The sequence below is a fragment of the Endozoicomonas sp. NE40 genome (assembly GCF_040549045.1).
In the GTDB taxonomy this organism is placed as follows: Bacteria; Pseudomonadota; Gammaproteobacteria; order Pseudomonadales; family Endozoicomonadaceae; genus Endozoicomonas_A; species Endozoicomonas_A lisbonensis.
On the sequence record NZ_JBEWTB010000002.1, the window covers coordinates 4,450,917 to 4,473,555 of the forward strand.

Below are 22,639 nucleotides of genomic sequence, written 5' to 3' on the forward strand. Positions count from 1 at the left end.
AATGGATATTTTCTTGCTAAGGCACGGCCTGAGTACTTCTAACGAAATGAGACTTGTATGCGGCGCGGCGGATTACCCTTTATCCGAAACCGGTAAAATCCAGTCTGAGCATGTATGCTCTCATCTGAACCAGTACCGGTTTTCAAAGATCTATGCATCACCACTGAAGCGAGCATTGCAAACTATCGAAAATCTGGAGCGGCAGGTCGAAATCAGTATTGAGCCAGAGCTTATTGAGCTGGATACTGGTGAAGTAAGCCATATAGGTGTAGATGAGCTCTGGTCAAGTGAACCGCGTTACCGATATCAGGGACTGAACCCGGATTTGCATTACCCTGGCGGAGAAAGCCTCAACGATATGTTAGGGCGAATAGGGCTTTGGTATGATCGCTGTTCGAACGAATGGAAGCAGGATGAAGTTGTATTGATCGCAGGTCATGAAGGAACCGTTTGTGGAATTCTTCACAAATTACTTGCCCTGTGTATTACGCATTACCCTACATTCAATGTTGGGAACTGCGACTATGTTCATATAAATATTAATTCAGATGGACAGGTTCGTTATCGATTTGTCCCCTTTAAGGACTTTACGTGAGAAGATGATGAAACGAGTCTTGCTGACTACTTATCCACACGCATTTCTTCATCGAGGTGGTGGTGAGCGTGAAATTCACCTGCTTCGGGAAGCATTAAATCTGGATAGTGTTCAGGCTGACATATATGGCCCCTCTTCACACCCGCTCCATACCTATCAGGATATTATTCATTTTTCTATGATGGGGGGATCAGAGCTTCTTTTAAATGAAATCAACAAAACAGGAGGCCAGAGAATGATTCTGTGGCCTAATCTCTGGTTTGTAGAGGAGCCTGATACCCGTCATCTGGAAAGCCTTACCAGTTTTCTCAATAATTTTGATGCTGTTGTGTTTAAGTCAAAAGCAGAAGAAGTGCATTTTCGAAGCTATTTTGATCTGGCTGGTAAGGATGTTATCCGAATTAGTCCTTTAGTATCTCCTCGCTTTTCACAAAAAGATATTTCAACGGTGTTCAGGGAGTCTTATGGGCTGAGGCGCTATGCCCTTTGGACGGGTATTATTGAGCCACAAAAAAACCAGCTGCAGGCGGTAAAGGCATTTAGTGGTCTTGATATTGATATGGTATTTTCCGGTGACGTGAGGGATGAAGCTTATGTCAGGGAATGCAAAAAGCATGCTGCACCTAACATTCATTTTATTCATTCAATGCCATTTGGCTCGGAGCTGCATTTATCTGCACTGGCCTATTGCAGTTTATATGTAGAGTTGCCAATGGATTTTCCCGGAACATCCGCTATTGAAGCACAGGCATTGGGGTGCAGGCTTTTGCTGACCCGATCAAGCTGGACTGAGGAAATGCTGTCTGAATTTGCGCTTTTGGCAGACCCGGAAAACATAGAAGGAATACGCGCTAAAGCTATTAACCTGCTTACACAGCCTGAGGTTCAGTTACCCTGTCCAAAGGTTGTGGAGATGACGGATGTTATTTTACCGTTGGTGGAGTACTTGCAACATTCTAACGCTTTCACTCAGTCATAAATCATGTGGGCAGAAAACACTCACCATAAGGTTGCAGTTGCTTAGTGGGCTGACAAACATAGTATTCCTCTCTTTGGCAAGCGAGCATTTAGCTCGTACTTCACCTGAATTTTCAGAAACCAAGACCAATTTATTTAAAAACAGAGAATTCAATGCAGCATAATATTCTGTTTGGTGCCTACCCCTGGGCTTTTGACTGCCCCGGTGGAGGTGAGCGACAGCTTATGGCCTGGAAGTCTCACCTTGAAGCACAGAACCATCAGGTAACTTTGTATAATCCATGGGAGCCTGTCCCGGAAAATGTAAAAATTTTTCATTATTTTTCTGTGATGCCAGGATCCTATCAGCTATGTGAGTACATCAAAAGCAAGGAAATCAGGTTGGTGATCAGTCCTAATCTGTGGGTGACTCCAAAAACTAAATGGCATTATCCACATGACGAAATTCAGCGGTTAATCTCTATTGCTGATTTGTTAATTGTTAATTCACAGCAGGAAGCAGCGACATTAAGTGAAGTTTATAGCTTACCTGCAGAACGCTTTCATGTAGCTTATAACGGCGTAGAAGAGAGTTTTTTGAAACCGGGAAATCCTGAGCTTTTTCGTGAGCAATTTTTACTTGGTGAAAAGAAATTTTTCATCAATGTTGCAAATATTGAACCGCGTAAAAACCAGCTTACTTTTCTGAAAGCTTTAAAGCACTTTCCGGAACTTTCACTCATAGTTATTGGACATGCGCGTGATGAATCGTATTTTCGCAGCTGTCGCGAAGTGGGTGGAGATCAGTTTGTCTATATCGGTCCGTTGCCATACGGATCGGACATTCTGAAATCAGCCCTGGCCGGAGCAGAAGGATTTGTAATGCCCAGCACAGTGGAAACACCGAGTATTGCAGCCCTCGAAGCCGCTGCTTCAGGATGCAGAGTATTGATAACACGTGTGGGTTCCACTACAGAATACTTTGGTGATGAAGTGGTCTATATCAATCCAGATGACTCCAGAACGATCGTTGAGGGTATAGTGACGTTGCTGCAGGGGGTGCAGGGTAAGCTACAGAAAAGCATCAGGGATAAATTTACCTGGGTACACTCGGCACGACAACTCTCACTGGCCTATCAGAAGGTACTTTAAAGGCATGATGGAACGAGATCCTATTCTTTATATAGACTGTACCTCTACCGTCCGTAGTAACCTTAACACAGGGGTTCAGAGGGTTGTACGGACCTTGTGCAATCAATTGTCGGTGTTTTCAGAGCAGCTGGGTGTTGAATGCATTCCAGTGTGCAATCAGTTTGAGGCGTTCTATCGAGTAGAAGATGCGAGGCTGATCACAAAGAGTACACAAGCTGACTTTGTACCAGTGGACTTCAGGCATAGTGATATTTACTTCTGTCCGGATGCGTACTGGACTATGGATATCTATCGCTGGTACCCTTTTTTTCAGGATAGAGGAATGTCTGTTGCCACTCTGATCTATGATTTAATCCCTCTAACGCACCCTCAATTTTTTTCAGAGGAAATAACACGAGCTTTTGAAAAGGCTCTTCTTGAAATAATTCAGTACTCAAAGTTGCTTCCCTGTATTTCGTGCGAAACACAGCGAACATTGATTGAATTCTGTCGTTCAAAAAGCATCCTGTTGGAAAAAGAAGATTGTCCTGTTGTTCCGCTTGCTCCTGCTATTTTAGCAACACCTTGCCAGGATTATGAAGTGGACAATGGTTTACCTGAAAACTATTTTCTTATTGTTGGAACGCTTGAGCCACGCCGTGGTTATGTTGAAGCTCTGCGTGAATTTTCGATATATCGTGATGGAGGAGGAGAAGCGAAACTTGTTATTGCAGGCAAGTCCGGTAGCAATTCTGATGAAATTATTCACTGCATCTCTTCATTTGAACAGTCAGTCCTTTGGATTAGCGATGCCAATGATAGTCAACTCGCCAACCTTTATCAGCGTGCAATAGCGATTATCAGCCCTTCCCTTGCAGAGGGCTATGGTATGCCGGTGGCTGAAGGCTTGGTGTACAACGGTCTTGTTTTTGCGAATCGGCTCTCGGTATTTGGAGAGTTTGCAGGCGCACACCCTTATTACTTTGATATAGAGCGCGAAGGAGAGCTCTCTCGGTTAATGGCAGGGGTAGATCAACTTAGTCGACCTGATTACAAGCTGAATTTGGGCTCCTGGCGTCACTCTGCTGATGCTATTGCGACTCAATTGAGGAAAATTGCACCATTCCATGGGGTACATACAGCCATTGAACTTACAAAAGTATCACCGGAAGCCGTTCGCTGGGCGCACTGGTTGGTTTTTAAGCGGCAATGCAACCCGGAAGATGTGAAAATCTGGATGCACTATTCAACAATACCGGCTATGTATGATGCCATGCTGTATGAAGTTAATACGCATAATGCAATTTAATAATTAAATAACTGGATGCACGATAAAAAGCCAATGATGTTTAATAAATGAAGAAAGATATGTTGTTTATGAGAAGATTTTTTAAAAAACGTACTTTGAGCATGTAGTTTACAGTTGGCAAGTGTGTATTAGCTTAATAAAATCAAAGTAGTCTTCGGGGGTGGAATGAAAATTTTACAAATGACCACCTATGATTTGGAACAGCCAAATCATGGCGGAAAGTTAAGAAGTTACCATATACGTCAAAAACTGCGTGAGAGTTTTGATGTGGAAACTCTTTCTTTTGAATGGGATAACAGGAATAATTATGAGACTTTTCAAGTTACTTTAGATCAGGGGAAATGGGAAGAGCTTGACCTGAACGGCTTACTTATTGACTGGGGGATTTGCACATATCTGGAATACTATAATGAACTTTACACTCATGTGATGGCTAATGTGAAATCTTACGATCCTGATGTTATTTTCCTGGAGCAGCCTTTTTTGTGGCCATTGGTTAAACGCCTTATGGTTGATAAGGTAGTTTCTCCCAATACAAAGATTATTTATAGTTCACATAACATAGAAGTTGGAATGAAACAGAAAATATATTTTGATGCTTTTCCAACAAAAGTAGCCCAAGCCTATACCGATCGTGTTGATACTATGGAAAGGGAAGTCATTACCTCTGCTCATGCTGCATTGGCTGTTTCAAAAAATGATTCTGATTATATTTCAGAGCTGGCACCAAATATTTCAGTACGTGTTTTTCCCAATGGAAATTCAAAGCCGGTGAATAATGAACAGACACAAAAGTGGCAAAAAATATTTTCGTATAGTGAATGTAACTGGGTTTTTATTGGTAGTTGGCATCCTCCCAATATTAATGGATTGAGAAGTCTTCTGGAAGCAATGCCAGATGATGTTGATAGTACTCGCTTGTCATTATTCGTATTAGGTGGAGCAGGAGACGGGCTTTTATCCATGAAAGGTTTTTGTCAGGAAAAATACCCATATCTGAATATTCTGGGTCCTGTATCAGGGGATGATATCGATGCTGCTATTATGAACTCTTCTGGTATTGTTCCTACCGGTTTGGGAGGGGGGAGGAAGTAACCTCAAAACAGCTCAAGCATTACTCTCTGGGAAATGTGTTGTTGGTTCAAGGTTTTCATTTCGGGGCTTTGAGTCATATGTGAAAGAAGAGGGAGTTTTTCTTGGTGAGACTGCAAGACAAGTATCACAACAATTGATTGAAAAAAGACCAGAGCAATTTTATAAGCGGAGCAATAAAGTTTCAGGTTTAGACTGGGAAGAAATAACCAAAGGAATGAATTCTTATATTGCAAAAGCTATTGGTATTTCCATCTAGTCCTGCAGTGGTACAAAAAATGGTAAGTTACCAGTTTTGAATAAAGGTTAAGTCATCAGATATTCTTTAGCTTCACCAAAGAAAGAGCTAACTGCTAGTTCAGTAACGACTTTAGGAAAATAAGTTAAACACTAACATAACAAATGGTTCGAGATACCGCCTGCGGCGACACCCATGAGCCAAACGTTAAATAAAATAGGAACGATAGTTGAAAACAATTGAAAATTTCATGAAAAATGATTTCGAAATGATTGAAGGTTGGTGTAGTGGATATATGCAGCAATATTCTCAACTAATTGATGCTTATCATAAAGATGAAAATGTGAATGGGGGAATAGCTGAAATAGGAGTTCATCACGGAAAATTTTTCATCTTACTAAATTGGTTAACTGAAAAAAACGAAGAGTCATATGCAATTGACTTGTTTGATGATCAACATTTAAATATTGATCAATCTGGGTGCGGTTCACTTGAAATATTTAAAAAAAACCTTTTAGAGTTCGATAAGCATCAAGGGAATAATGTAAACATTGTTATTGCTGATTCCACCACCTACCCGTTAGAAAAGGATATTTTAAAGCCTGTAAGAATATTCTCTGTGGATGGCGGGCATACTGTAGAACACACGCTGTCAGATCTAAAGTTAGCGCATAAATTAATACATAAACAGGGGGTGGTTATTCTAGATGATATCACCAACATGCACTGGCTTGGAGTAATTGAGGGCTGCATTAGATTTTTAGAGCAAAAGCCCACGTTGGTTCCATTTGCAATTGGCCAAAATAAAATGTTTTTATGCAACCTTTCTTATGCGGATAGCTATAAAAATATTTTCAAAAACTCAGGCTATTCTTCAAAAGATGATGTAATGCTTTGTGGTCATAAAATTATCGCATTGCACCACTAGGGAAGGTATGAACAAGGCTGTTTTTCATTGAACTGTCTGTTCAGTTCGCAAATCAAATTTGGTGACTTATTCACATCTTCCCTAGCTGATAAAAAAAATGGTTTTAATGCCTCTTTTAATTGGAATTTAAATGAAAGTTATATTTGATTGTACTGCATTATCAAATTGGCATGGACATGCAACAGGGATTCAGCGCGTTGTATCAGAGATTGGAAAAGAGCTTAAGATTTTTATGCCTAAGGCTTATTTAGGTTTGTTCAGAGAAGATGGTTTTTGTTACAATTATTCTTTGGAAAGTCGCACCACGAGTGAAATTTTAACATTAAATACAGGTGATATTGTCATTACAGCAGGGTCTAACTGGGATTACCCTTCTCATCATAAGCGGCTTCTTTCACTGGATGAACAGGGTGTGTCACTTTGTACGCTCTTTTACGACATAATTCCGGTATTGTTACCGTTTTCATATGGGCCTGGGTTTGCTTCTGTGTATGAAGAATGGTTAAAGGAAACTCTTAAAAAATCAGCAGTTGGTTTCTCTATTTCGGAAAACACCAGAGTTGACTTGGAATACTATTCGGAAACTAATAATATTCAATGCCCACCTGTTTACGTGGTGCGCCTTGGTGATGATATTCCTGATTCCACTACCAGTCCTTCCGATGTAATTCTTGAGAAAACAGTTTCACCATTTATTTTGTCGGTTGGGACGATAGAATATAGGAAAAATCATGTTTTATTGCTCAACACATACCGCTATTTGATCGAGCGCATGAATTTCCAACCACCGAAGCTTTATCTTGTTGGTAAGAAAGGATGGCTTGATCATGATATTGAATATCAGATTACAAATGATATCCTCCTGAATGAGTACATAGAAATCCTGCATGATATTTCTGATGCTGATTTAAAGCATTTGTATCAGGAAAGTCTTTTTACTGTTTATCCCTCTTACTATGAAGGCTGGGGTTTGCCAGTTGCGGAGAGTTTGTGCTTCGGTAAACCATGCATTGCTTCACGCTCATCCAGTATGTTGGAAATCGCACCTGGTTTAGTTCGCCATGCAGACCCATTTCTGGTTCAGGAATGGGCTGAACAGATTCGAACATTAGTTGAGGATTCGTCGTTAAGACAGAATGAGTCCAAACATATTAGTAATAACTACCAGCGAAATAGTTGGACCGAGAGTGCAAAAAAAATAAAAATGGTATTGCTCCAGCATTATCCTCAATTGGCGGCGACTTCAGGATGACTCTCTACTTTGATTACTCGACCATGTTGAAATGGAGTGGGACGCCAACCGGAGTTCCCCGAACTGTTTATTGTTTGTCTTATGCTTTCAGAGAGATATATCCTGAAGTAAAACTAGTTGGTATAGATGACCAGCTGGGTGCCTTTCACCATGTAAATCTAACATCAATGGGAGCAAGAGTAGGCAAAAAGGTAGAATTTTCTAAAGGTGATGTACTTCTCTCAGTGGGTGCTAACTGGGCGTTTGCTTGTTATAACGCACAGGTAAAACTTTTTCGGGAAACAGGGGGGCAATTTTATCAACTCTTTTATGATGTTATTCCCTATATGTTTCCTTATTTTTATGAACAGGGTTTAGGATTTGGTGATCATTTTGGTTCCTGGATTCAGGAAACTTTATCATTATGTGATGGAGGCTTTGCTATTTCCAACTGCACAAAAAATGATGTTGAACAACATGTGAAGCCAACCCTATCCAGGCATTGTGAGTTAAATGTTGTGCGATTGGGAGAGGATTTTAATGAAACTGGTGATTCGATAGTAAAGTCTGAAAAAATTCTAAATTTTGGGAATTATATTTTGGCGGTTGGTACGCTGGAAGTACGTAAAAATCAAACTTGTTTGTTAAATGCTTACCGAATTTTAAGTCGAAAGTATCCTGGTAAATTACCCAAACTGATTCTGGTTGGTCGGGAGGGATGGATTGATGGCAATCTTTTGTTTCAGGTGCAAAACGACCGAAACCTGGAACCTTTGGTTGAGATCCTCACAGATACTTCAGATCAGGTACTGCAGCAGCTTTACAATAACTGCCTGTTTACACTATTTCCGGCCCTTTATGAAGGATGGGGATTGCCTGTAGCTGAAAGCCTCAAGTATGGTAAACCCTGTATAAGCTCAAACACATCCAGTATGCCAGAAATTGCCCCGGATTTGACACGCTTTGCATCTCCATATTCCGTCGAAGAATGGGTAAAGCAAATTGAAGATTTATTATTTTCACAAGGCAAACTAAAGGCGGAAACAGATCGAATTTGCAGTGAATACAGCCCCACTAAATGGACTGAAACTGCAACAAAAATGCTGACTCAAATTAGGAAGGAGCTTAATGATGGATAATGTTGTTATCACTGGTATTACGGGACAGGATGGTGCTTATCTTGCTCAATTTCTTTTAAATAAGGGCTATAGCGTTTATGGAACTTATCGTCGGGCAGCTTCTACGAACTTTTGGCGTATTAAAGAGTTAGGTATTGAGAAACATCCGAATTTACATCTGGTCGAATACGACCTGATGGACTTGAGTTCATCAATTCGCCTGTTGCAACAGACCGAAGCAACAGAAGTTTATAATCTGGCCGCACAGAGTTTTGTCGGTGTGTCGTTTGATCAGCCAATGAGTACTGCTCAGATAACTGGTCTGGGACCACTGAACCTGCTTGAAGCGATTCGAATTGTGAATCCTAAAATTCGCTTTTACCAGGCCAGTACTTCTGAGATGTTTGGCAAAGTACAAGAAGTTCCGCAGACGGAACTAACACCTCTCTATCCACGTAGCCCTTATGGTGTGGCTAAGCTCTATGCACACTGGATGACGATTAACTACCGGGAAAGTTATGACATCTTTGGAGCTAGCGGTATATTGTTCAATCATGAATCGCCTTTGCGGGGGATGGAATTTGTAACGCGAAAGGTTACTGATGCTGTTGCACGAATTACGCTTGGTCAGCAGGATGTTCTGGAACTTGGTAATCTTGATGCCAAACGCGACTGGGGCTTTGCAAAAGATTATGTTGAGGGTATGTGGCGCATGCTCCAGGTCGATGTGCCGGATACCTATGTTTTGTCAACAGGCAGGACTGAGTCGGTCCGGGATTTTGTCCGTATGGCGTTCAAGGCCGTTGGTACAGAATTAGATTTTGATGGCTCTGGTGAGGATGAGATAGGTATAGATGCTAAATCTGGCAAAATAGTGGCAAAAGTTAACAAGAATTTTTATCGTCCTGCGGAGGTCGATCTTCTAATAGGAGATCCTGGCAAAGCAAAGAGCGAGCTCGACTGGACACCAAAGACTAAGCTAGAAGAACTTTGCCAAATGATGGTAGAAGCTGATTTGCGCAGGGTGGAACAAGGAGTTTCATTTTAACCATGAGAACCTTGATTACCGGCATCAGTGGTTTTACCGGACGTTATCTGCAAGCTGAGCTGACAGGAAATGGGCATGAGGTGGTTGGTCTCACGAGTGATTTAGCAGATCCAATCATGCTCAATGATGAAATTAAACGTGTACAACCTGACTGGGTGGTACACCTTGCCGGGATTGCGTTCGTAGGTCATGGAGAGCCAAACGATTTCTACCGGATCAACTTGATAGGGACACGTAATTTACTTGCTGCATTAGCCGAATGTGGTAAGCAACCAGATTGCGTGTTAGTGGCCAGCAGTGCCAATGTCTATGGCAATAGTTCTGGGGGGGTGCTGGATGAGGATACACCTCTGAATCCAGCAAACGACTATGCGGTTAGTAAGCTGGCTATGGAATACATGGCTAGGGTTTGGTTGGACAAACTGCCATTAGTGATAGCCCGACCGTTTAACTACACCGGTGTTGGGCAAAGGGAGGAGTTTCTTTTACCTAAAATTGTCGACCATTTCCGTAGAAGGGCTGAGCTGATCGAGCTAGGAAATCTTGATGTCAGGCGGGATTTTTCAGATGTTCGGGCAGTTGTTCGGGCTTATCGCCGATTGCTTGAGGAACGCCCTGTCGGAAAGACATTTAATATTTGTTCTGGACGAACACATTCGCTACATGAAGTTCTGAGTTTGATGCAGGATATCACTGACGTTGAGATGGATGCACGTGTCAACCCTGCATTTGTTCGTCCTAATGAGATCAAAACTCTTTGTGGTGATCCATCGAGGCTGTGTAAATTGATTGGAGGCTGGGAAACAGTCCCTTTAGAAGAAACATTACGATGGATGTTTTCACACTAAGGAATAGCCTGATTGATATGGAAAAAATCACTGCTATCAGTTTGCGCTGTTACTTTCATTAACTTAAGTTTTTCTGACTATAAATAATAATTTGTTATCTGAGCAAAATTTTTTATTACAGTGAATATACTAACTGTGTTTGGCACACGGCCAGAAGCAATTAAAATGGCACCATTAGTACGCTATATGTACGATCAGCCAAATATAAATGTGTTAGTTTGTGTTACTGCTCAGCACAGGGAAATGCTGGATCAGGTTTTGAGTCTTTTTGAAATAGAGCCTGATTATGATCTGGATATTATGCAGCCCGGGCAAACATTAACGGAAATAACAAGCACTATTCTTACAAGAATGGAGGCTGTTCTCCTTGACTGTAAACCGGATGCTGTACTGGTTCATGGTGATACTACCACGACTTTTACGGCAACATTAGCTGCATTCTATCAGCAAATTCCTGTTGGACATGTTGAGGCTGGATTACGTACAGGAAACATCTACTCTCCATGGCCTGAGGAAGCTAACCGTAAACTAACCGGATCTTTGGCAAAATGGCATTTTGCCCCAACAGAAAAATCTAAAAATAATCTACTAGTTGAAGGCATTGACCACAAAAAAATAATAGTAACTGGAAATACAGTTATTGATGCTCTGATTGAGGCAAAGGAAAAACTGGGCAAAGATTTTGCTTTGAATAAAGAGTTGGAAGCGAAATTTTCATTTCTTTCCGAAGATGGCGTTTCTAGCATAATATTGGTCACAGGGCATCGCAGAGAAAACTTTGGTAAACCATTTGAGAAAATTTGTGAAGCTCTGGCTATTACAGCAAGAAGGTTTTCTAATGTACGCATTGTGTATCCAGTTCACTTAAATCCTAATGTACGAGACCCTGTAGATTCTTTACTACAGGATATAGATAATATTCATTTAATTGAACCTCTGGAGTATCTGCAGTTTGTCTGGTTGATGAATAAGGCAGATATCATTCTTACTGATTCAGGTGGAGTTCAGGAAGAAGCTCCATCGCTTGGAAGACCTGTATTAGTTATGCGTGATACCACTGAGAGACCAGAAGCAGTGAAAGCTGGAACAGTAAAACTAGTAGGAACAGAAGTAACTAACATAGCAGATGGGTTAACAACTCTTTTATTAAATAAACAGGAATACAAACGCATGAGCATAGCTCATAATCCTTATGGAGATGGGCTAGCCAGTAAAAGGATTGTTGATGTTTTGTTGAAAGCCTGAATGATAAGTAGCGAAAAAGCATATACCTAATCTGTGCTTATTTTTAGATGGTTTAGAGTAAAAAAATCAGGTTGTTCAATATTTAACTTTAAATTGGAGCTTCTTTTGAAAGTTGCTATAGTTCACGATTGGCTTGTAACTTACTCTGGAGCCGAAAAAGTTCTAGAGCAAATGCTTACAATTTTTCCGGAAGCAGATTTATTTTCATTGATTGATTTTATTGAGGAAGGGAAAAGGGATTTCATTAAAAATAAGATTACTAAAACAACATTTGTTCAACGTCTTCCTTTAGCAAATTTAAAATATCGTAGCTACTTACCACTTTTTCCGATTGCAATAAAACAGCATAACTTACGCAAGTATGACATTGTTGTATCAAGCAGCCATTGTATTGCTAAAAGTGTATCGACTGAGCCTGACCAACTTCATATATGTTACTGTTATACACCTGCTCGTTATGCATGGGATTTACAAACTCAATACCTGCTAGAATTTGGGTTACATGGCATTAAAAAACACTTGGCGAAGTGTTTTTTAAACAGATTTAGGGTATGGGATAGGAAAAAATCTAAGAGTGTTGACCACTTTGTTGCTTGTTCAGATTATATTTCTGAACGAATAAAAAATGCTTACGATAGGAAATCTTATACGATATATCCTAATGTCTCTGTTGAAGATTTTGAATTGTGTGAAAAAAAGAAAAATTACTTTGTTACATGTTCAAGAATTGTTCCGTATAAAAAGGTTGATTTGATTGTTAGCGCATTTTCCAAAATGCCAGATAAACACCTTGTTGTTATTGGTGATGGTCCAGATTTTGAAAAACTCAATGCTATTAAGACACCCAATATAACCTTGATGGGACAACAATCGTTCAAAAATTTAAAAGAAACTGTTCAAAAAGCGAAAGCATTTGTTTTTGCCGCAGAAGAAGATTTTGGCATCGCTCCAGTTGAGGCAATGGCCTGTGGGATCCCTGTTATTGCATACGGTAAAGGAGGTTTACTTGAAACCGTTGTCAATCAAAAAACTGGCATTTTTTTTCATGAGCAAACGGCAGACGCTATATCAAGGGCTGTTATAGAGTTTGAACAAACCAAACTACTACCTCCTGCAGCAATAAGAGAGCATGCACTTAAATTTTCTTCTGAAAGATTCAGAAAAGAGTTTTCTCAATTTGTTGATCAGTGTTGGATTCAACATTGCACTTCTAACGCTCAGTCGGACGTTTAATCAATAACGTTTTACCTGGTCCAAAAATAAAAAATGCCTCAAGGATTTTCCCTAAGTCGTTCAAATCTTCCAGCAACCTTGTTTATATTGTTGGATATTTTGACATCTTACCTGACAGCTCATACTGCGTTCTGGCTGAGGTTTAGCTATGTAGAAACTAGTTTTAACTATCAGTCCCTGAGTGTTATACATGCATTTCTAGTGGTCGGAACTTCAGGGATGTTTGGAGTCTATCAATCATGGAGAGGTCGTTCCTTATCATACTTTCTTGGCATTGTAATATTTAGCTGGGTTATTTCCTTCACTCTGCTGGTTGCTTTTCTGGTGATGACTAAGTCAACTGAACAATATTCTCGTTTATGGCTTGGATCCTGGATTGTTCTATCCATTTTGTTGAGCATTGTATTCAGAATATTGATCACTGTATTTTTACGGTCAATCCGTATTCGCGGAAGAAACTCGAAACGTGTTTTGGTGATTGGGCGTGGTCGCAATTTTTATTCAATTATTCACGAAATGGGTCATCGTAATGAATGGGGTTATCGGCTGGATGCCTGTCTTGAATATGATCAGTTATCTAGGGTAAGGGAACTTGTTGAGAGTCAGCTTAAAAAAGACAGTGATTTTGATGAGTGCTGGTTATGTCTGCCACTGAAAGATAGCACTATTATAGAAGAAATTTTGTTTACGTTACGCTATCAGACAATGGATATCCGTTATATGCCCGGGCTCAGGGATATGGCTTTGTTAAATCATCGGGTAACCCCTATTGGTGGGTTCTATTCTCTTGATTTGAGTTGCTCTCCTTTGAATGAATGGAATTCTATGATTAAGCGCATAGAAGATGTCATGCTATCTTTAGTTGCTATTTTCATTGCTTCGCCTGTTATGCTCGCTATTGCCTTTCTGGTTAAAATAACGTCTGAAGGTCCTGTGCTTTTTAAACAGAGACGATTAGGTGCAAATGGTGAGCAAATAGAAGTGTATAAATTCCGAACTATGTATGTACATAATGAAGCTGACGGAAAGGTGACTCAAGCTGTAAAGAATGATCAGCGTTTAACATCAATTGGCGGTTTTTTGCGAAGAAACAGTCTGGACGAATTGCCCCAGTTTCTAAATGTTTTAAAGGGAAATATGTCAGTGGTTGGCCCTAGACCTCATGCGCTCGCCCATAATGAACAATATAAAGAGCTTGTCGATTCATACATGAAACGTCATAAAGTAAAACCTGGCATTACAGGTCTGGCACAGGTTAATGGTTTCCGTGGAGAAACGGATACACTAGCAAAAATGCAAAAACGCGTTGAAATGGATTTGAAATATATTAATTCATGGTCACTATCTTTGGATTTTAAAATTATTTGTCTTACTGTTTATAAAAGCTTCTCTGATACTAATGCTTATTAAAAGACTAGCTTTTTTGGAGGGTAGATGTTAGGCAGTATTCATTTGATTAGAAGCAAGGTGTCTGAAGTTTTTTGCTGGTATTTTTTTCTTTTCCTATTGTTTATATCTGTATTTATCGATAACGGAAAAGCAGTTGTTAATTTTTATAGAGTTTGGGTTTGTATCCCTGTATTACTCTGTGTTCGCTGGAGTGATATAAAAGGAATTGTTAATGTTCGATTTGTTCAGTATTTCCTGGCGCTAACCGTCTGGCTATCCCTTAGTTTGTTGTGGTCTGATAGTGATAAACTACACAATATGGCAGCGAAAATACTGGCGACGACTGCCTTGTTGTTCATGATTGGTAATTTAGTTGCGCATCAAAATATTCGTTTGATACAGGCTGAGTTTTATTATATTGGCTCTGCACTTGTTTTAATTGTCATGATATATTTGAAGTGGGGCTATTTGGGCAATGACTATTCTGGTAACCCATTAGGAAGTTTTGGCTATTATAATCTGGTAGCATGGTTTTTATCTGCAGCTGCTATTGTTGCGCTCTCCCTGATTTGTAATAAACCCCGGAAGAGTACTCTCTGGCTTCTCGTTGCAGCCTTTATAGTTCTCCTTACTTCTGTTGTTATGTTTAAATCGAGAGGTGCATTGCTCGGTCTGTTAACGGGCTGTACTCTTCTAATAACCAGATTGTACTGGACGGTTTTTGTATCACTGAAGGGCATTCTGTATGTGTTGGTAGTGAGCACGTCTATATTTTTGTTGTTCACCCTTTTTATTGATACGAATTCAATGACCGTTTATGTTTCTGATTTGCTAAGTAGAGCAGATGCCGGCAGGTTTCTCATCTATGAAAACGCGTATAAAACGATTACAGAATCAATTTCAACATTATTGTTTGGTCATGGGATAGCAGCAGATCCAGGTAATATTGTATGGAGAGGAATGAAAGTTGCCCACTGGCATTCTATTTATGTCAGCACACTGTTTTTTGGTGGACTTGTGGGGTTGTTATTGTTTCTTCTGTGTGTTTTTAAACGTCCTTACGAAATCTACATTAAAAAGGCAAAACCCAATTCCTGGGATTTCGTAGTGATGGGGATGATGGTCACCCTGATGTTCGATGGTAATCGAATCTATGAGTATCCCGGAGGCATGCTTCTGGCGTTTACCCTTCCTTTATTCCTTGCCAACTTTATTGGTAGTCGTGAAACTCAGTCACAATCAGAAGCCTGACTCTGTGGCATCTGTATGATGAAGTTGTATAGAATATCTGCCAGTACGGCACTTGCTGTATGGTTTTACCGACAAAACTCTTTACCAGGTAAATTAATAGAGTAAGGAGTTTCCAACTTGTTGTTTGTAAGGGAGCCTGACTCTTGACCTTCACCTGGATCGACTGGATCATAGCCGCCATTATTATCGTCTCAGCCCTGATCAGCCTGAAACGAGGTTTTTTTAAAGAGGTTCTATCTTTATTAACATGGATTGCCGCCCTGTTTATCGCCTGGTCTTTTGGCGGAAGTCTGTCACTTCATCTCAATGACTTTATAGAAACACCATCGCTGCGCTTAATCACTGCCAGCATCTTATTGTTTATCGCTACTTTACTGGTTGGCGGTCTGGTTAATAAGATCTTTGCTACCCTGGTTCAGGCAACAGGTCTAACGGGAACCGACCGTTTATTGGGCATGGTTTTTGGTGCTTTGAGGGGCTGTTTGCTGGTCATTCTTCTGGTTGGTTTGATGAGCTTTGCGCCGTTGGAAGATGACCTGGCGTGGAAAAATTCAACGCTCCTGCCACATTTTATTATGCTGGCTGACTGGTCGAAGCAGACCGTAATGCAGATTGTAGACCCTGCTTTACAGGTCGTACCCTCAACTCCCATCTGATACTTCTTCTCTCTATTGGCAACAGGGTGTAGATGCACAATCTTCACCCCTTGCTTCCCCTCGCAGCTGTCCTAATCCTTCCAGTCGTGATATTTTACCCGCTGTCTCCAGAGATAACCCAACAGGTCCCAGGGAACAGGCAAATTCTTCCGGGATCTATGTGGCTATCTTTATCAACTTCCGCAGTATCCGGAACTAATGAGACTATTAATGTTCTAAGCCTCATGGTGATTTAACCTGAATTGGCTCAGAATGACTGATCAAGCCTGAGGATGTTTTAAATGTGTGGAATTGTCGGTATCTCGGCAACGGTTAATGTTAACCAGCTGTTGTTCGACGCACTGACCGTGCTTCAGCACAGGGGGCAGGATGCAGCGGGAATGGTGACTCTGGGCGATGGTCACTTTTTCCTGAGAAAAGATAATGGTCTCGTACGTGATGTATTCCGTACCCGCCATATGAAAAAATTAAGTGGTAATGTGGGTATAGCCCATGTTCGTTATCCCACAGCAGGCACTTCCAGTTCTGCTGAAGCCCAGCCTTTTTACGTGAACTCACCATACGGTATCGCCCTTGCGCACAATGGCAACCTGACCAATGCAGATGCCATCAAGGAAGAGCTGTTCAAGACCGATCTTCGTCATATCAACACCCGCTCTGACTCTGAGGTGCTTTTAAATGTTCTGGCTCACGAGCTGTCCAAAGTCGCCAAACTTGAATTAAGACCAGAGGATATCTTTACAGCGGTCGGGCAAGTTTATCAGCGCTGTGAAGGTGGTTATGCCGTTATCAGTATGATTAACGGTCATGGAATACTGGCATTTCGTGACCCTTATGGCATTCGGCCGTTGATTTACGGCAAACGAGAGACTGAAAAGGGCGCTGAGTACATGTTTGCGTCTGAATCTGTTGCCATTACCGCTTCAGGTTTTGAACTGGTTCGGGACGTTGCGCCGGGAGAATGTATTTACGTTGATGAGACTAACGAACTGCATAGTTTTCAGTGTATAGAAGGGGTCAGTCGACCCTGTATGTTTGAATATGTCTACCTGGCTCGTCCGGATTCCATTATTGATGGTATTTCTGTTTATCAGGCACACCTGCGCATGGGGCAGACGCTGGCAAACAAAATCCTGCGGGAATGGTCAGACCACGATATTGACGTCGTTATGCCTATTCCGGACACCAGCCGTAATTCTGCTCTTGAGATTGCTTCCCGTCTGGGGCTCCCATATCGTGAAGGCTTTGTGAAAAACCGCTACATTGGTCGCACCTTTATTATGCCCGGGCAGGAAGTACGGGAGAAAAGCGTTCGGCAGAAGCTCAATGCCATCGGGCAGGAGTTTGAAGGCAAGAACGTTCTGCTTGTTGATGATTCCATTGTACGGGGTACGACCTGTCAGCAGATTATTGAAATGGCTCGTGAGAGCGGAGCTAAAAAGGTCTATTTTTGTTCTGCTGCCCCCGCTATTCGTTTTCCAAATGTCTATGGCATCGACATGCCGACTTCTGAAGAACTTATCGCTCACGGGCGTACTGAGAAGGAAGTGGAGCGGGATATTGGTGCAGACCGGTTAATTTATCAGGATCTTGCGGACTTGAAGAAAACAGTCTCATCTTTGCATCCTCAAATTGATGATTTTGACTGTTCGGTCTTTGATGGTGAATATGTGGCGGGTGGTATCAATAAGGAATACCTTAGTCGTCTTGCTGCGAGCCGAAATGAACAAACCCGCGCTTCAGAACAAAGTGACTCGGTTATGGATATTCATAACGAAGAAGAGGTTGCCTGAGTAACCCCGGCAATCAAAAAACGAAACAACAAGCCCTGCCAGTGTGCAGGGTTTTTTTTGCCTTGTCGTCAGTAAATCAGTCATCGAAGAAAGGGTTGGCAGGTAGCCAGTGGTAATTTCTACACAGAAGCTTAAGGATTACCTCTTATGAATAATTATTCTATAAAGCAACATAATTACAACTCTTTAAGGACAATGCAGAACTGATATGTCAGAGAGCCGGAAAGTCATTGGATTCAACACCCTGGTAATGATGACCATTACCTGTGTGTTTGGATTCCGCAACGTCATTAACCAATATGCAGAACTGGGTCCTGCAAGCATCTCCCTGTGGCTGATTGGCACTGTCGTATACTTTTTGCCCATGGTTTTAATGATGGGTGAAATGGCCAGTGCCAATGCCGGTAAAAAATCAGGTATTTACAGCTGGATCGAATCCACCCTGGGTTCTAAATGGGCCTTCTATGGCTCATGGACTTACTTCTTTGCCAACATGTTCTATTTTACCGTTCTGACCAGCACTCTGGTGGTGTATTTCAGCTGGGGGGTGACGGGTAGAAACTTCTTTGGACAGGACTCCGCTCTGGCTCTGGCAATAACCTGTATTGGCGTGTTCTGGCTGGTTACCTTCTCTGTGACAAAAGGCGTTGGATTCCTGTCTAAACTGGCTCAGGTGGCCGGAGCCGCGTCCATGGGGCTTTCTCTGCTGTTTATCATTGCTGCCATTATCTCGGTTTTTGTTATGGATAATGCGCCGGCTCAGGCGATTACCGTCGCTGACACACTGCCGAGCTTTTCCGACTGGAACACACTGGTCATGATTGGCTGGTTGCTGTTTGCCTTCGCCGGTGGTGAAAGCATTGGCGTTTATATTGGAGACACTAAAGGTGGCAGTAAAACCTTTGTGAAAGCAATCACCGTCGCAGCCCTGCTGATTGGTGTACTGTATTGTCTGGGTGGCTATGCGGTATCGCTGGTGGTTGAACAAAACAGTCTGGATCTCACAAACGGCATTTTCACCCTGTTCCTGTTACTGGGCGAACAGCTGGGTCTTGGTCACTGGGTTGTGAATATTGTGGGTGTGACTCTGGCCATTGCCTCTCTGGGAGGACTTGCGGTATGGGTGAACTCATCCATTCAGGTGATGTTCTCTGAACTGCCGGAAGGCATTTTGCCGGAAAAACTGACCGAGCGTGATGAGAATGACATTCCTGCCAATGCGCTGTGGATTCAGGCGGCTGTTGTCAGTGTCCTGTTTATTGTTCCTGCTCTCGGAATCGATTCAGTGGAAACCCTGATGAAAACCATCATTTCCATGTCGGCCCTGAATCTGCTGGTTCCAACCATCTTTCTGATACTGGGTTATATGGGCTTGCGGATTGGCAAGAGTGATATGCCTCGTGAATTCAAAATGGTTCGGTCGGATAAACTGGCGCTGTTGATTTCAAGCTTCCTGCTGACTGTTTTCCTGCTGGCGGCGGTGGTCACAAGTATCCCTGCTCCAGAGCTGGTTGCTGACTGGCTCAACGGTAAAGACCTGGGTGACAATGCCCACCCGATGTTCACTCTGCTGATTAACATTGGTGGACTGGTGTTTTATCTCGGAATGGCAAAATTGCTGTGGTCCCGCTACGAATCCCGGCAGGCACAGGCAGGTTTCGAACCAGCCATGGCATAATTGAGTCATCTGGTTGAATAGTATAAGAGCCGCTTCTCGGGAGAGGGTGGCTCTTTTCTATTTAGCCGGTTCCAGAGCTGCTATAGTGATGCTTCGTTAAAAATAATATGAGCTGGAATGCAGTTATCTGTTTATCAAAGGCTGACGCTGGGTTTCTTTCTCTCAGCTTCTATTGCCTTTTTTTCCTCAATAGCAGTAGCCAAACCCCTTCCCCCCTTGAGCCATTGCTCCCATGGGTTGTCCCGGTTTGACGAGCTGAAGTATCCGTCCAGCTTCAAACATTTTGATTACGTCAACCCCAATGCACCCAAGGGCGGTGAGATCAGCCTGTTTGTTCATGGAACCTTTGACTCCCTGAATCCCTATTCAGCCAAAGGAATGACTCCGGCCCTTGCTCCATCCTATAACTACATGCGCTACGGCTTTTCCGAGTCGAATGAGCCCCTGATGATAGGAACAGGGCAGTACAGCCCGTCAGGGGATGAGATTCAGTCAGCCTATGGGTTAATTGCCAGTTCTGTTGAATACGCTGACGATAACCGCTGGATCATCTTCCATCTTCGCCCTGAAGCCCGCTTTCATGATGGCATACCGGTCACAGCAGACGATGTGGTGTTTTCTTATCAGGAACTTAGAGAGAAGGGACACCCCCGTTACAGAGTGCAGTTAGAGCCCGTTAAGAAGGTAGAAAAACTCGACGATCACAAAGTCCGTTTCACCTTTGCACAGGCGGGAACACGATCACAGCTGCTCAGGGTGGCAGAGCTTCCGGTACTGCCTCGTCACTACTGGAGCAAACATGATATCAGCAAGTCCACGCTGGAACCTGTATTGAACAGTGGGCCTTATAAAATTACAGCGGTTAAGCCGGGCGTGTCCGTGACATTCAGCCGGGTTAAGGATTACTGGGGCAGGGACTTGCCCGTTAATAAAGGGCGTTACAATTTTGATAAAATTACCCTCTATTTCCATCGCGATTATCACATGGCTTTCGAATCGTTCAAGGCAGGCGGACATGACCTGCACCTTGAAGTGATTGCCAAACACTGGAATACCGGTTACAACTTTCCAGCGGTTCGGGAAGGCAAAGTCAGGAAGAGATTGATTCCTCACCAGATGGCTTACGGCAGCTCGTTTATGTTTTTCAATACCCGCCGCAAGCCCTTCAACGACCGGCGGGTGCGACAGGCCATCAGCCTGATGTTTGATTTTGAATGGGTCAACAGGTCTATTTTCTACAGTGCCTATAAACGTTCACACAGTTATTTCCCTAATTCCCCCATGGCGTCAAAAGGCTTGCCGGACAAAGCTGAAATGCAATGGCTTGACCCCTGGAAAGAGAAGCTACCGCCTGAACTATTGACCCAGCCCTTTAAGCCCGCCCAGACTTCCGGAAACGGCTCCATCCGGCCTCAGCAGATACAGGCATTAGCATTGCTGAAAGAAGCAGGCTGGGAACTTAGGGGCAATACCCTCAGAAATCGGAAAACCGGAAAGCCCATGCGCTTTTCCTTTCTGGAACAGGGCGCGGGCTCAGAAACCTATCTGCTACCGCTGAAAAGAAATCTGGAAACCATTGGTATTGAAATGAATCTGGTCCGGGCGGACGCTGCACAGTATATTCGCCAGGTCAGGGCGCATGATTACGATATGGTACTGCGTATACTACCCCAGTCTCTGGCTCCGGATGCTGAGCTGTTTGATTATTTCCACTCAGAACGGGCTGATGCAGAAGGCAGCCATAATTTAGCGGGCATAAAACATCCGGCCATTGATGCGTTACTGGAAAAAATACCCGAAGCCAGGAGCAGTGCTGAATTAAAATCGTTGACCAGAAGCCTTGACCGTATCCTGCTCTGGCAACATTACGGTATTCCCAAGTGGTATTCTGACTCTATGCGAGTGGCGCACCGGGATGTGTTTGCCTGGCCAGAAAAGGCACCCATTTACACAACGCCTTTCAGTACCTGGTGGCGGAAGGATTTGCCAGTTAAGAATTAACCAAAACGCAGATCTTTCAAGCGCACGCCCAGTTCCAGCCCGGTGGCCAGAGTGGCAAGCCGTTGTGACAGCAAAGCCTGCTCTTTTTGCACACAGACTTTTCCCGCAGCACCTTTTGATTCGCCCTGCTGAAAGACCTGTTCCAGCCCACCGAACTCCAGCATCAGCCTGGCTGCGCCCTGCTTGCCGACACCGCTGACACCGGGAATATCGCCATTCCCAGCCATTGCCCAGTAATCAACCAGTTGCTCCGGCCTGAACCCCAGCTGCCGGAAAACGGTTTCAGCATTATGATCCTGCTTCTGGAAATGGTCCCTCAGTCGTATTGACGGATCAGTGAGCAGCTGCTGGAAGCTTCGGTCCGTTGAGAGAATGGTGACGGCAACACCCGCCCCCATCGCCTTGCTGGCCATCGAGGCAATCACATCATCGGCTTCCAGACCTGAACGGCGAAAGGTCTTCACGCCCAGCTGTAAAAAGGCGTTATTAAAATCACCCAGACGGTTATTCAGGATGTCAGGCATGGGTTTGCGCTGACTTTTATAGTCAGGATACAGCTCATGTCGCCAGGTGGGCGGGTTACCATCAAATACGACCAGCGCATGGGTTGGCTGGCTGTCGTGCAGCGCTCTTGACAGTGAGGAGATGGTTGAGGAAATGGCACCATCAACCTGACTGTTCTCATCGGGCGCTCTCACCGCCGCATGTATCCGGCGAATCAGGTTCAGGGCATCAATTAATAACAGGTGAGGGCGCATGGCTCTGGTTCCAAACTATAGGTTTAGTCAGTGTTCAGAAATCAGAAAAGTTTAACACATTACAGGTTGTTACAAGTTGATAGTGGGTTGTCGGAATCTACGTAATTCAGGCTGTTAATATCGCAGCAATTTGGTTATGT

20 protein-coding genes are annotated in these 22,639 nt (G+C 42.9%); 19 read left to right on the top strand and 1 reads right to left on the bottom strand.

The window, feature by feature from the left end; translation table 11 throughout:
• Position 1: 1 nt before the first annotated feature.
• The 19 genes from V5J35_RS21155 to V5J35_RS21245 all read left to right on the top strand — a co-directional run bounded on the left by V5J35_RS21155 (position 2) and on the right by V5J35_RS21245 (position 21,741).
• Positions 2-595, top strand: coding sequence for a histidine phosphatase family protein (locus tag V5J35_RS21155; RefSeq protein ID WP_354009043.1), 594 nt, complete (start codon positions 2-4; stop codon positions 593-595).
• Positions 596-599: 4 nt separating this feature from the next.
• On the top strand, positions 600-1,574 hold the full coding sequence (locus V5J35_RS21160; protein WP_354009044.1) for a glycosyltransferase: 975 nt from the start codon (positions 600-602) through the stop codon (positions 1,572-1,574).
• 152 nt (positions 1,575-1,726) lie between these two features.
• Complete coding sequence (locus V5J35_RS21165) at positions 1,727-2,704, top strand: glycosyltransferase (protein ID WP_354009045.1); 978 nt, start codon at positions 1,727-1,729, stop codon at positions 2,702-2,704.
• A gap of 322 nt (positions 2,705-3,026) precedes the next feature.
• Positions 3,027-3,992 (top strand): glycosyltransferase, encoded by a 966-nt coding sequence (locus tag V5J35_RS21170; RefSeq protein WP_354009046.1) that lies wholly within the window; start codon positions 3,027-3,029, stop codon positions 3,990-3,992.
• 165 nt (positions 3,993-4,157) lie between these two features.
• Positions 4,158-5,087: a hypothetical protein gene (locus V5J35_RS21175; protein WP_354016491.1), complete on the top strand. Its 930-nt coding sequence runs from the start codon at positions 4,158-4,160 to the stop codon at positions 5,085-5,087.
• Between the two features lie 79 nt (positions 5,088-5,166).
• Positions 5,167-5,343, top strand: coding sequence for a hypothetical protein (locus V5J35_RS21180; RefSeq protein ID WP_354016492.1), 177 nt, complete (start codon positions 5,167-5,169; stop codon positions 5,341-5,343).
• Between the two features lie 208 nt (positions 5,344-5,551).
• Entirely contained in the window at positions 5,552-6,250 is a 699-nt protein-coding gene (locus V5J35_RS21185; RefSeq protein ID WP_354009048.1) for a class I SAM-dependent methyltransferase, read from the top strand.
• Positions 6,251-6,380: 130 nt separating this feature from the next.
• The gene (locus V5J35_RS21190; RefSeq protein WP_354009049.1) at positions 6,381-7,502 is read left to right on the top strand and encodes a glycosyltransferase family 4 protein; all 1,122 of its coding nucleotides are present in this window, start codon (positions 6,381-6,383) and stop codon (positions 7,500-7,502) included.
• Positions 7,427-8,620, top strand: coding sequence for a glycosyltransferase family 4 protein (locus V5J35_RS21195; protein WP_354016493.1), 1,194 nt, complete (start codon positions 7,427-7,429; stop codon positions 8,618-8,620). Before V5J35_RS21190 ends, V5J35_RS21195 begins: the two co-directional genes overlap by 76 nt.
• On the top strand, positions 8,613-9,647 hold the full coding sequence (gene gmd, locus V5J35_RS21200) for a GDP-mannose 4,6-dehydratase (RefSeq protein WP_354011332.1): 1,035 nt from the start codon (positions 8,613-8,615) through the stop codon (positions 9,645-9,647). Before V5J35_RS21195 ends, gmd begins: the two co-directional genes overlap by 8 nt.
• A gap of 2 nt (positions 9,648-9,649) precedes the next feature.
• The gene (locus tag V5J35_RS21205; RefSeq protein WP_354009051.1) at positions 9,650-10,495 is read left to right on the top strand and encodes a GDP-mannose 4,6-dehydratase; all 846 of its coding nucleotides are present in this window, start codon (positions 9,650-9,652) and stop codon (positions 10,493-10,495) included.
• A gap of 120 nt (positions 10,496-10,615) precedes the next feature.
• On the top strand, positions 10,616-11,740 hold the full coding sequence (gene wecB / locus V5J35_RS21210) for a non-hydrolyzing UDP-N-acetylglucosamine 2-epimerase (RefSeq protein ID WP_354009052.1): 1,125 nt from the start codon (positions 10,616-10,618) through the stop codon (positions 11,738-11,740).
• Positions 11,741-11,845: 105 nt separating this feature from the next.
• The gene (locus tag V5J35_RS21215; RefSeq protein ID WP_354009053.1) at positions 11,846-12,973 is read left to right on the top strand and encodes a glycosyltransferase; all 1,128 of its coding nucleotides are present in this window, start codon (positions 11,846-11,848) and stop codon (positions 12,971-12,973) included.
• Between the two features lie 33 nt (positions 12,974-13,006).
• On the top strand, positions 13,007-14,383 hold the full coding sequence (locus V5J35_RS21220) for an undecaprenyl-phosphate glucose phosphotransferase (RefSeq protein ID WP_354009054.1): 1,377 nt from the start codon (positions 13,007-13,009) through the stop codon (positions 14,381-14,383).
• A 24-nt stretch (positions 14,384-14,407) separates the two neighbouring features.
• Complete coding sequence (locus V5J35_RS21225) at positions 14,408-15,613, top strand: O-antigen ligase family protein (protein ID WP_354009055.1); 1,206 nt, start codon at positions 14,408-14,410, stop codon at positions 15,611-15,613.
• Positions 15,614-15,756: 143 nt separating this feature from the next.
• Positions 15,757-16,269 (top strand): CvpA family protein, encoded by a 513-nt coding sequence (locus V5J35_RS21230; protein WP_354009056.1) that lies wholly within the window; start codon positions 15,757-15,759, stop codon positions 16,267-16,269.
• Between the two features lie 281 nt (positions 16,270-16,550).
• Complete coding sequence (purF, locus tag V5J35_RS21235) at positions 16,551-18,062, top strand: amidophosphoribosyltransferase (protein ID WP_354009057.1); 1,512 nt, start codon at positions 16,551-16,553, stop codon at positions 18,060-18,062.
• Between the two features lie 208 nt (positions 18,063-18,270).
• A complete protein-coding gene (locus V5J35_RS21240) occupies positions 18,271-19,740 on the top strand; it encodes an amino acid permease (RefSeq protein WP_354009058.1) in 1,470 nt (489 codons plus the stop codon).
• Between the two features lie 117 nt (positions 19,741-19,857).
• Positions 19,858-21,741, top strand: coding sequence for an extracellular solute-binding protein (locus tag V5J35_RS21245; protein WP_354009059.1), 1,884 nt, complete (start codon positions 19,858-19,860; stop codon positions 21,739-21,741).
• On the opposite strand, the gene V5J35_RS21250 is transcribed toward V5J35_RS21245, so the two are convergent.
• A complete protein-coding gene (locus tag V5J35_RS21250; RefSeq protein WP_354009060.1) occupies positions 21,738-22,499 on the bottom strand; it encodes a 5'-3' exonuclease H3TH domain-containing protein in 762 nt (253 codons plus the stop codon). The genes V5J35_RS21245 and V5J35_RS21250 overlap by 4 nt on opposite strands.
• Positions 22,500-22,639 lie beyond the last annotated feature (140 nt).

What these genes read in the sequence shown, in the direction of transcription:
- V5J35_RS21155 (WP_354009043.1), top strand. Translation starts at nt 2, where the DNA reads ATGGATATTTTCTTGCTAAGGCACGGCCTGAGTACTTCTAACGAAATG.
- V5J35_RS21160 (WP_354009044.1), top strand. Translation starts at nt 600, where the DNA reads ATGATGAAACGAGTCTTGCTGACTACTTATCCACACGCATTTCTTCAT.
- V5J35_RS21165 (WP_354009045.1), top strand. Translation starts at nt 1,727, where the DNA reads ATGCAGCATAATATTCTGTTTGGTGCCTACCCCTGGGCTTTTGACTGC.
- V5J35_RS21170 (WP_354009046.1), top strand. Translation starts at nt 3,027, where the DNA reads ATGTCTGTTGCCACTCTGATCTATGATTTAATCCCTCTAACGCACCCT.
- V5J35_RS21175 (WP_354016491.1), top strand. Translation starts at nt 4,158, where the DNA reads ATGAAAATTTTACAAATGACCACCTATGATTTGGAACAGCCAAATCAT.
- V5J35_RS21190 (WP_354009049.1), top strand. Translation starts at nt 6,381, where the DNA reads ATGAAAGTTATATTTGATTGTACTGCATTATCAAATTGGCATGGACAT.
- gmd (WP_354011332.1), top strand. Translation starts at nt 8,613, where the DNA reads ATGGATAATGTTGTTATCACTGGTATTACGGGACAGGATGGTGCTTAT.
- V5J35_RS21205 (WP_354009051.1), top strand. Translation starts at nt 9,650, where the DNA reads ATGAGAACCTTGATTACCGGCATCAGTGGTTTTACCGGACGTTATCTG.
- V5J35_RS21220 (WP_354009054.1), top strand. Translation starts at nt 13,007, where the DNA reads ATGCCTCAAGGATTTTCCCTAAGTCGTTCAAATCTTCCAGCAACCTTG.
- V5J35_RS21225 (WP_354009055.1), top strand. Translation starts at nt 14,408, where the DNA reads ATGTTAGGCAGTATTCATTTGATTAGAAGCAAGGTGTCTGAAGTTTTT.
- purF (WP_354009057.1), top strand. Translation starts at nt 16,551, where the DNA reads ATGTGTGGAATTGTCGGTATCTCGGCAACGGTTAATGTTAACCAGCTG.
- V5J35_RS21240 (WP_354009058.1), top strand. Translation starts at nt 18,271, where the DNA reads ATGTCAGAGAGCCGGAAAGTCATTGGATTCAACACCCTGGTAATGATG.
- V5J35_RS21245 (WP_354009059.1), top strand. Translation starts at nt 19,858, where the DNA reads ATGCAGTTATCTGTTTATCAAAGGCTGACGCTGGGTTTCTTTCTCTCA.
- V5J35_RS21250 (WP_354009060.1), bottom strand. Translation starts at nt 22,499, where the DNA reads ATGCGCCCTCACCTGTTATTAATTGATGCCCTGAACCTGATTCGCCGG.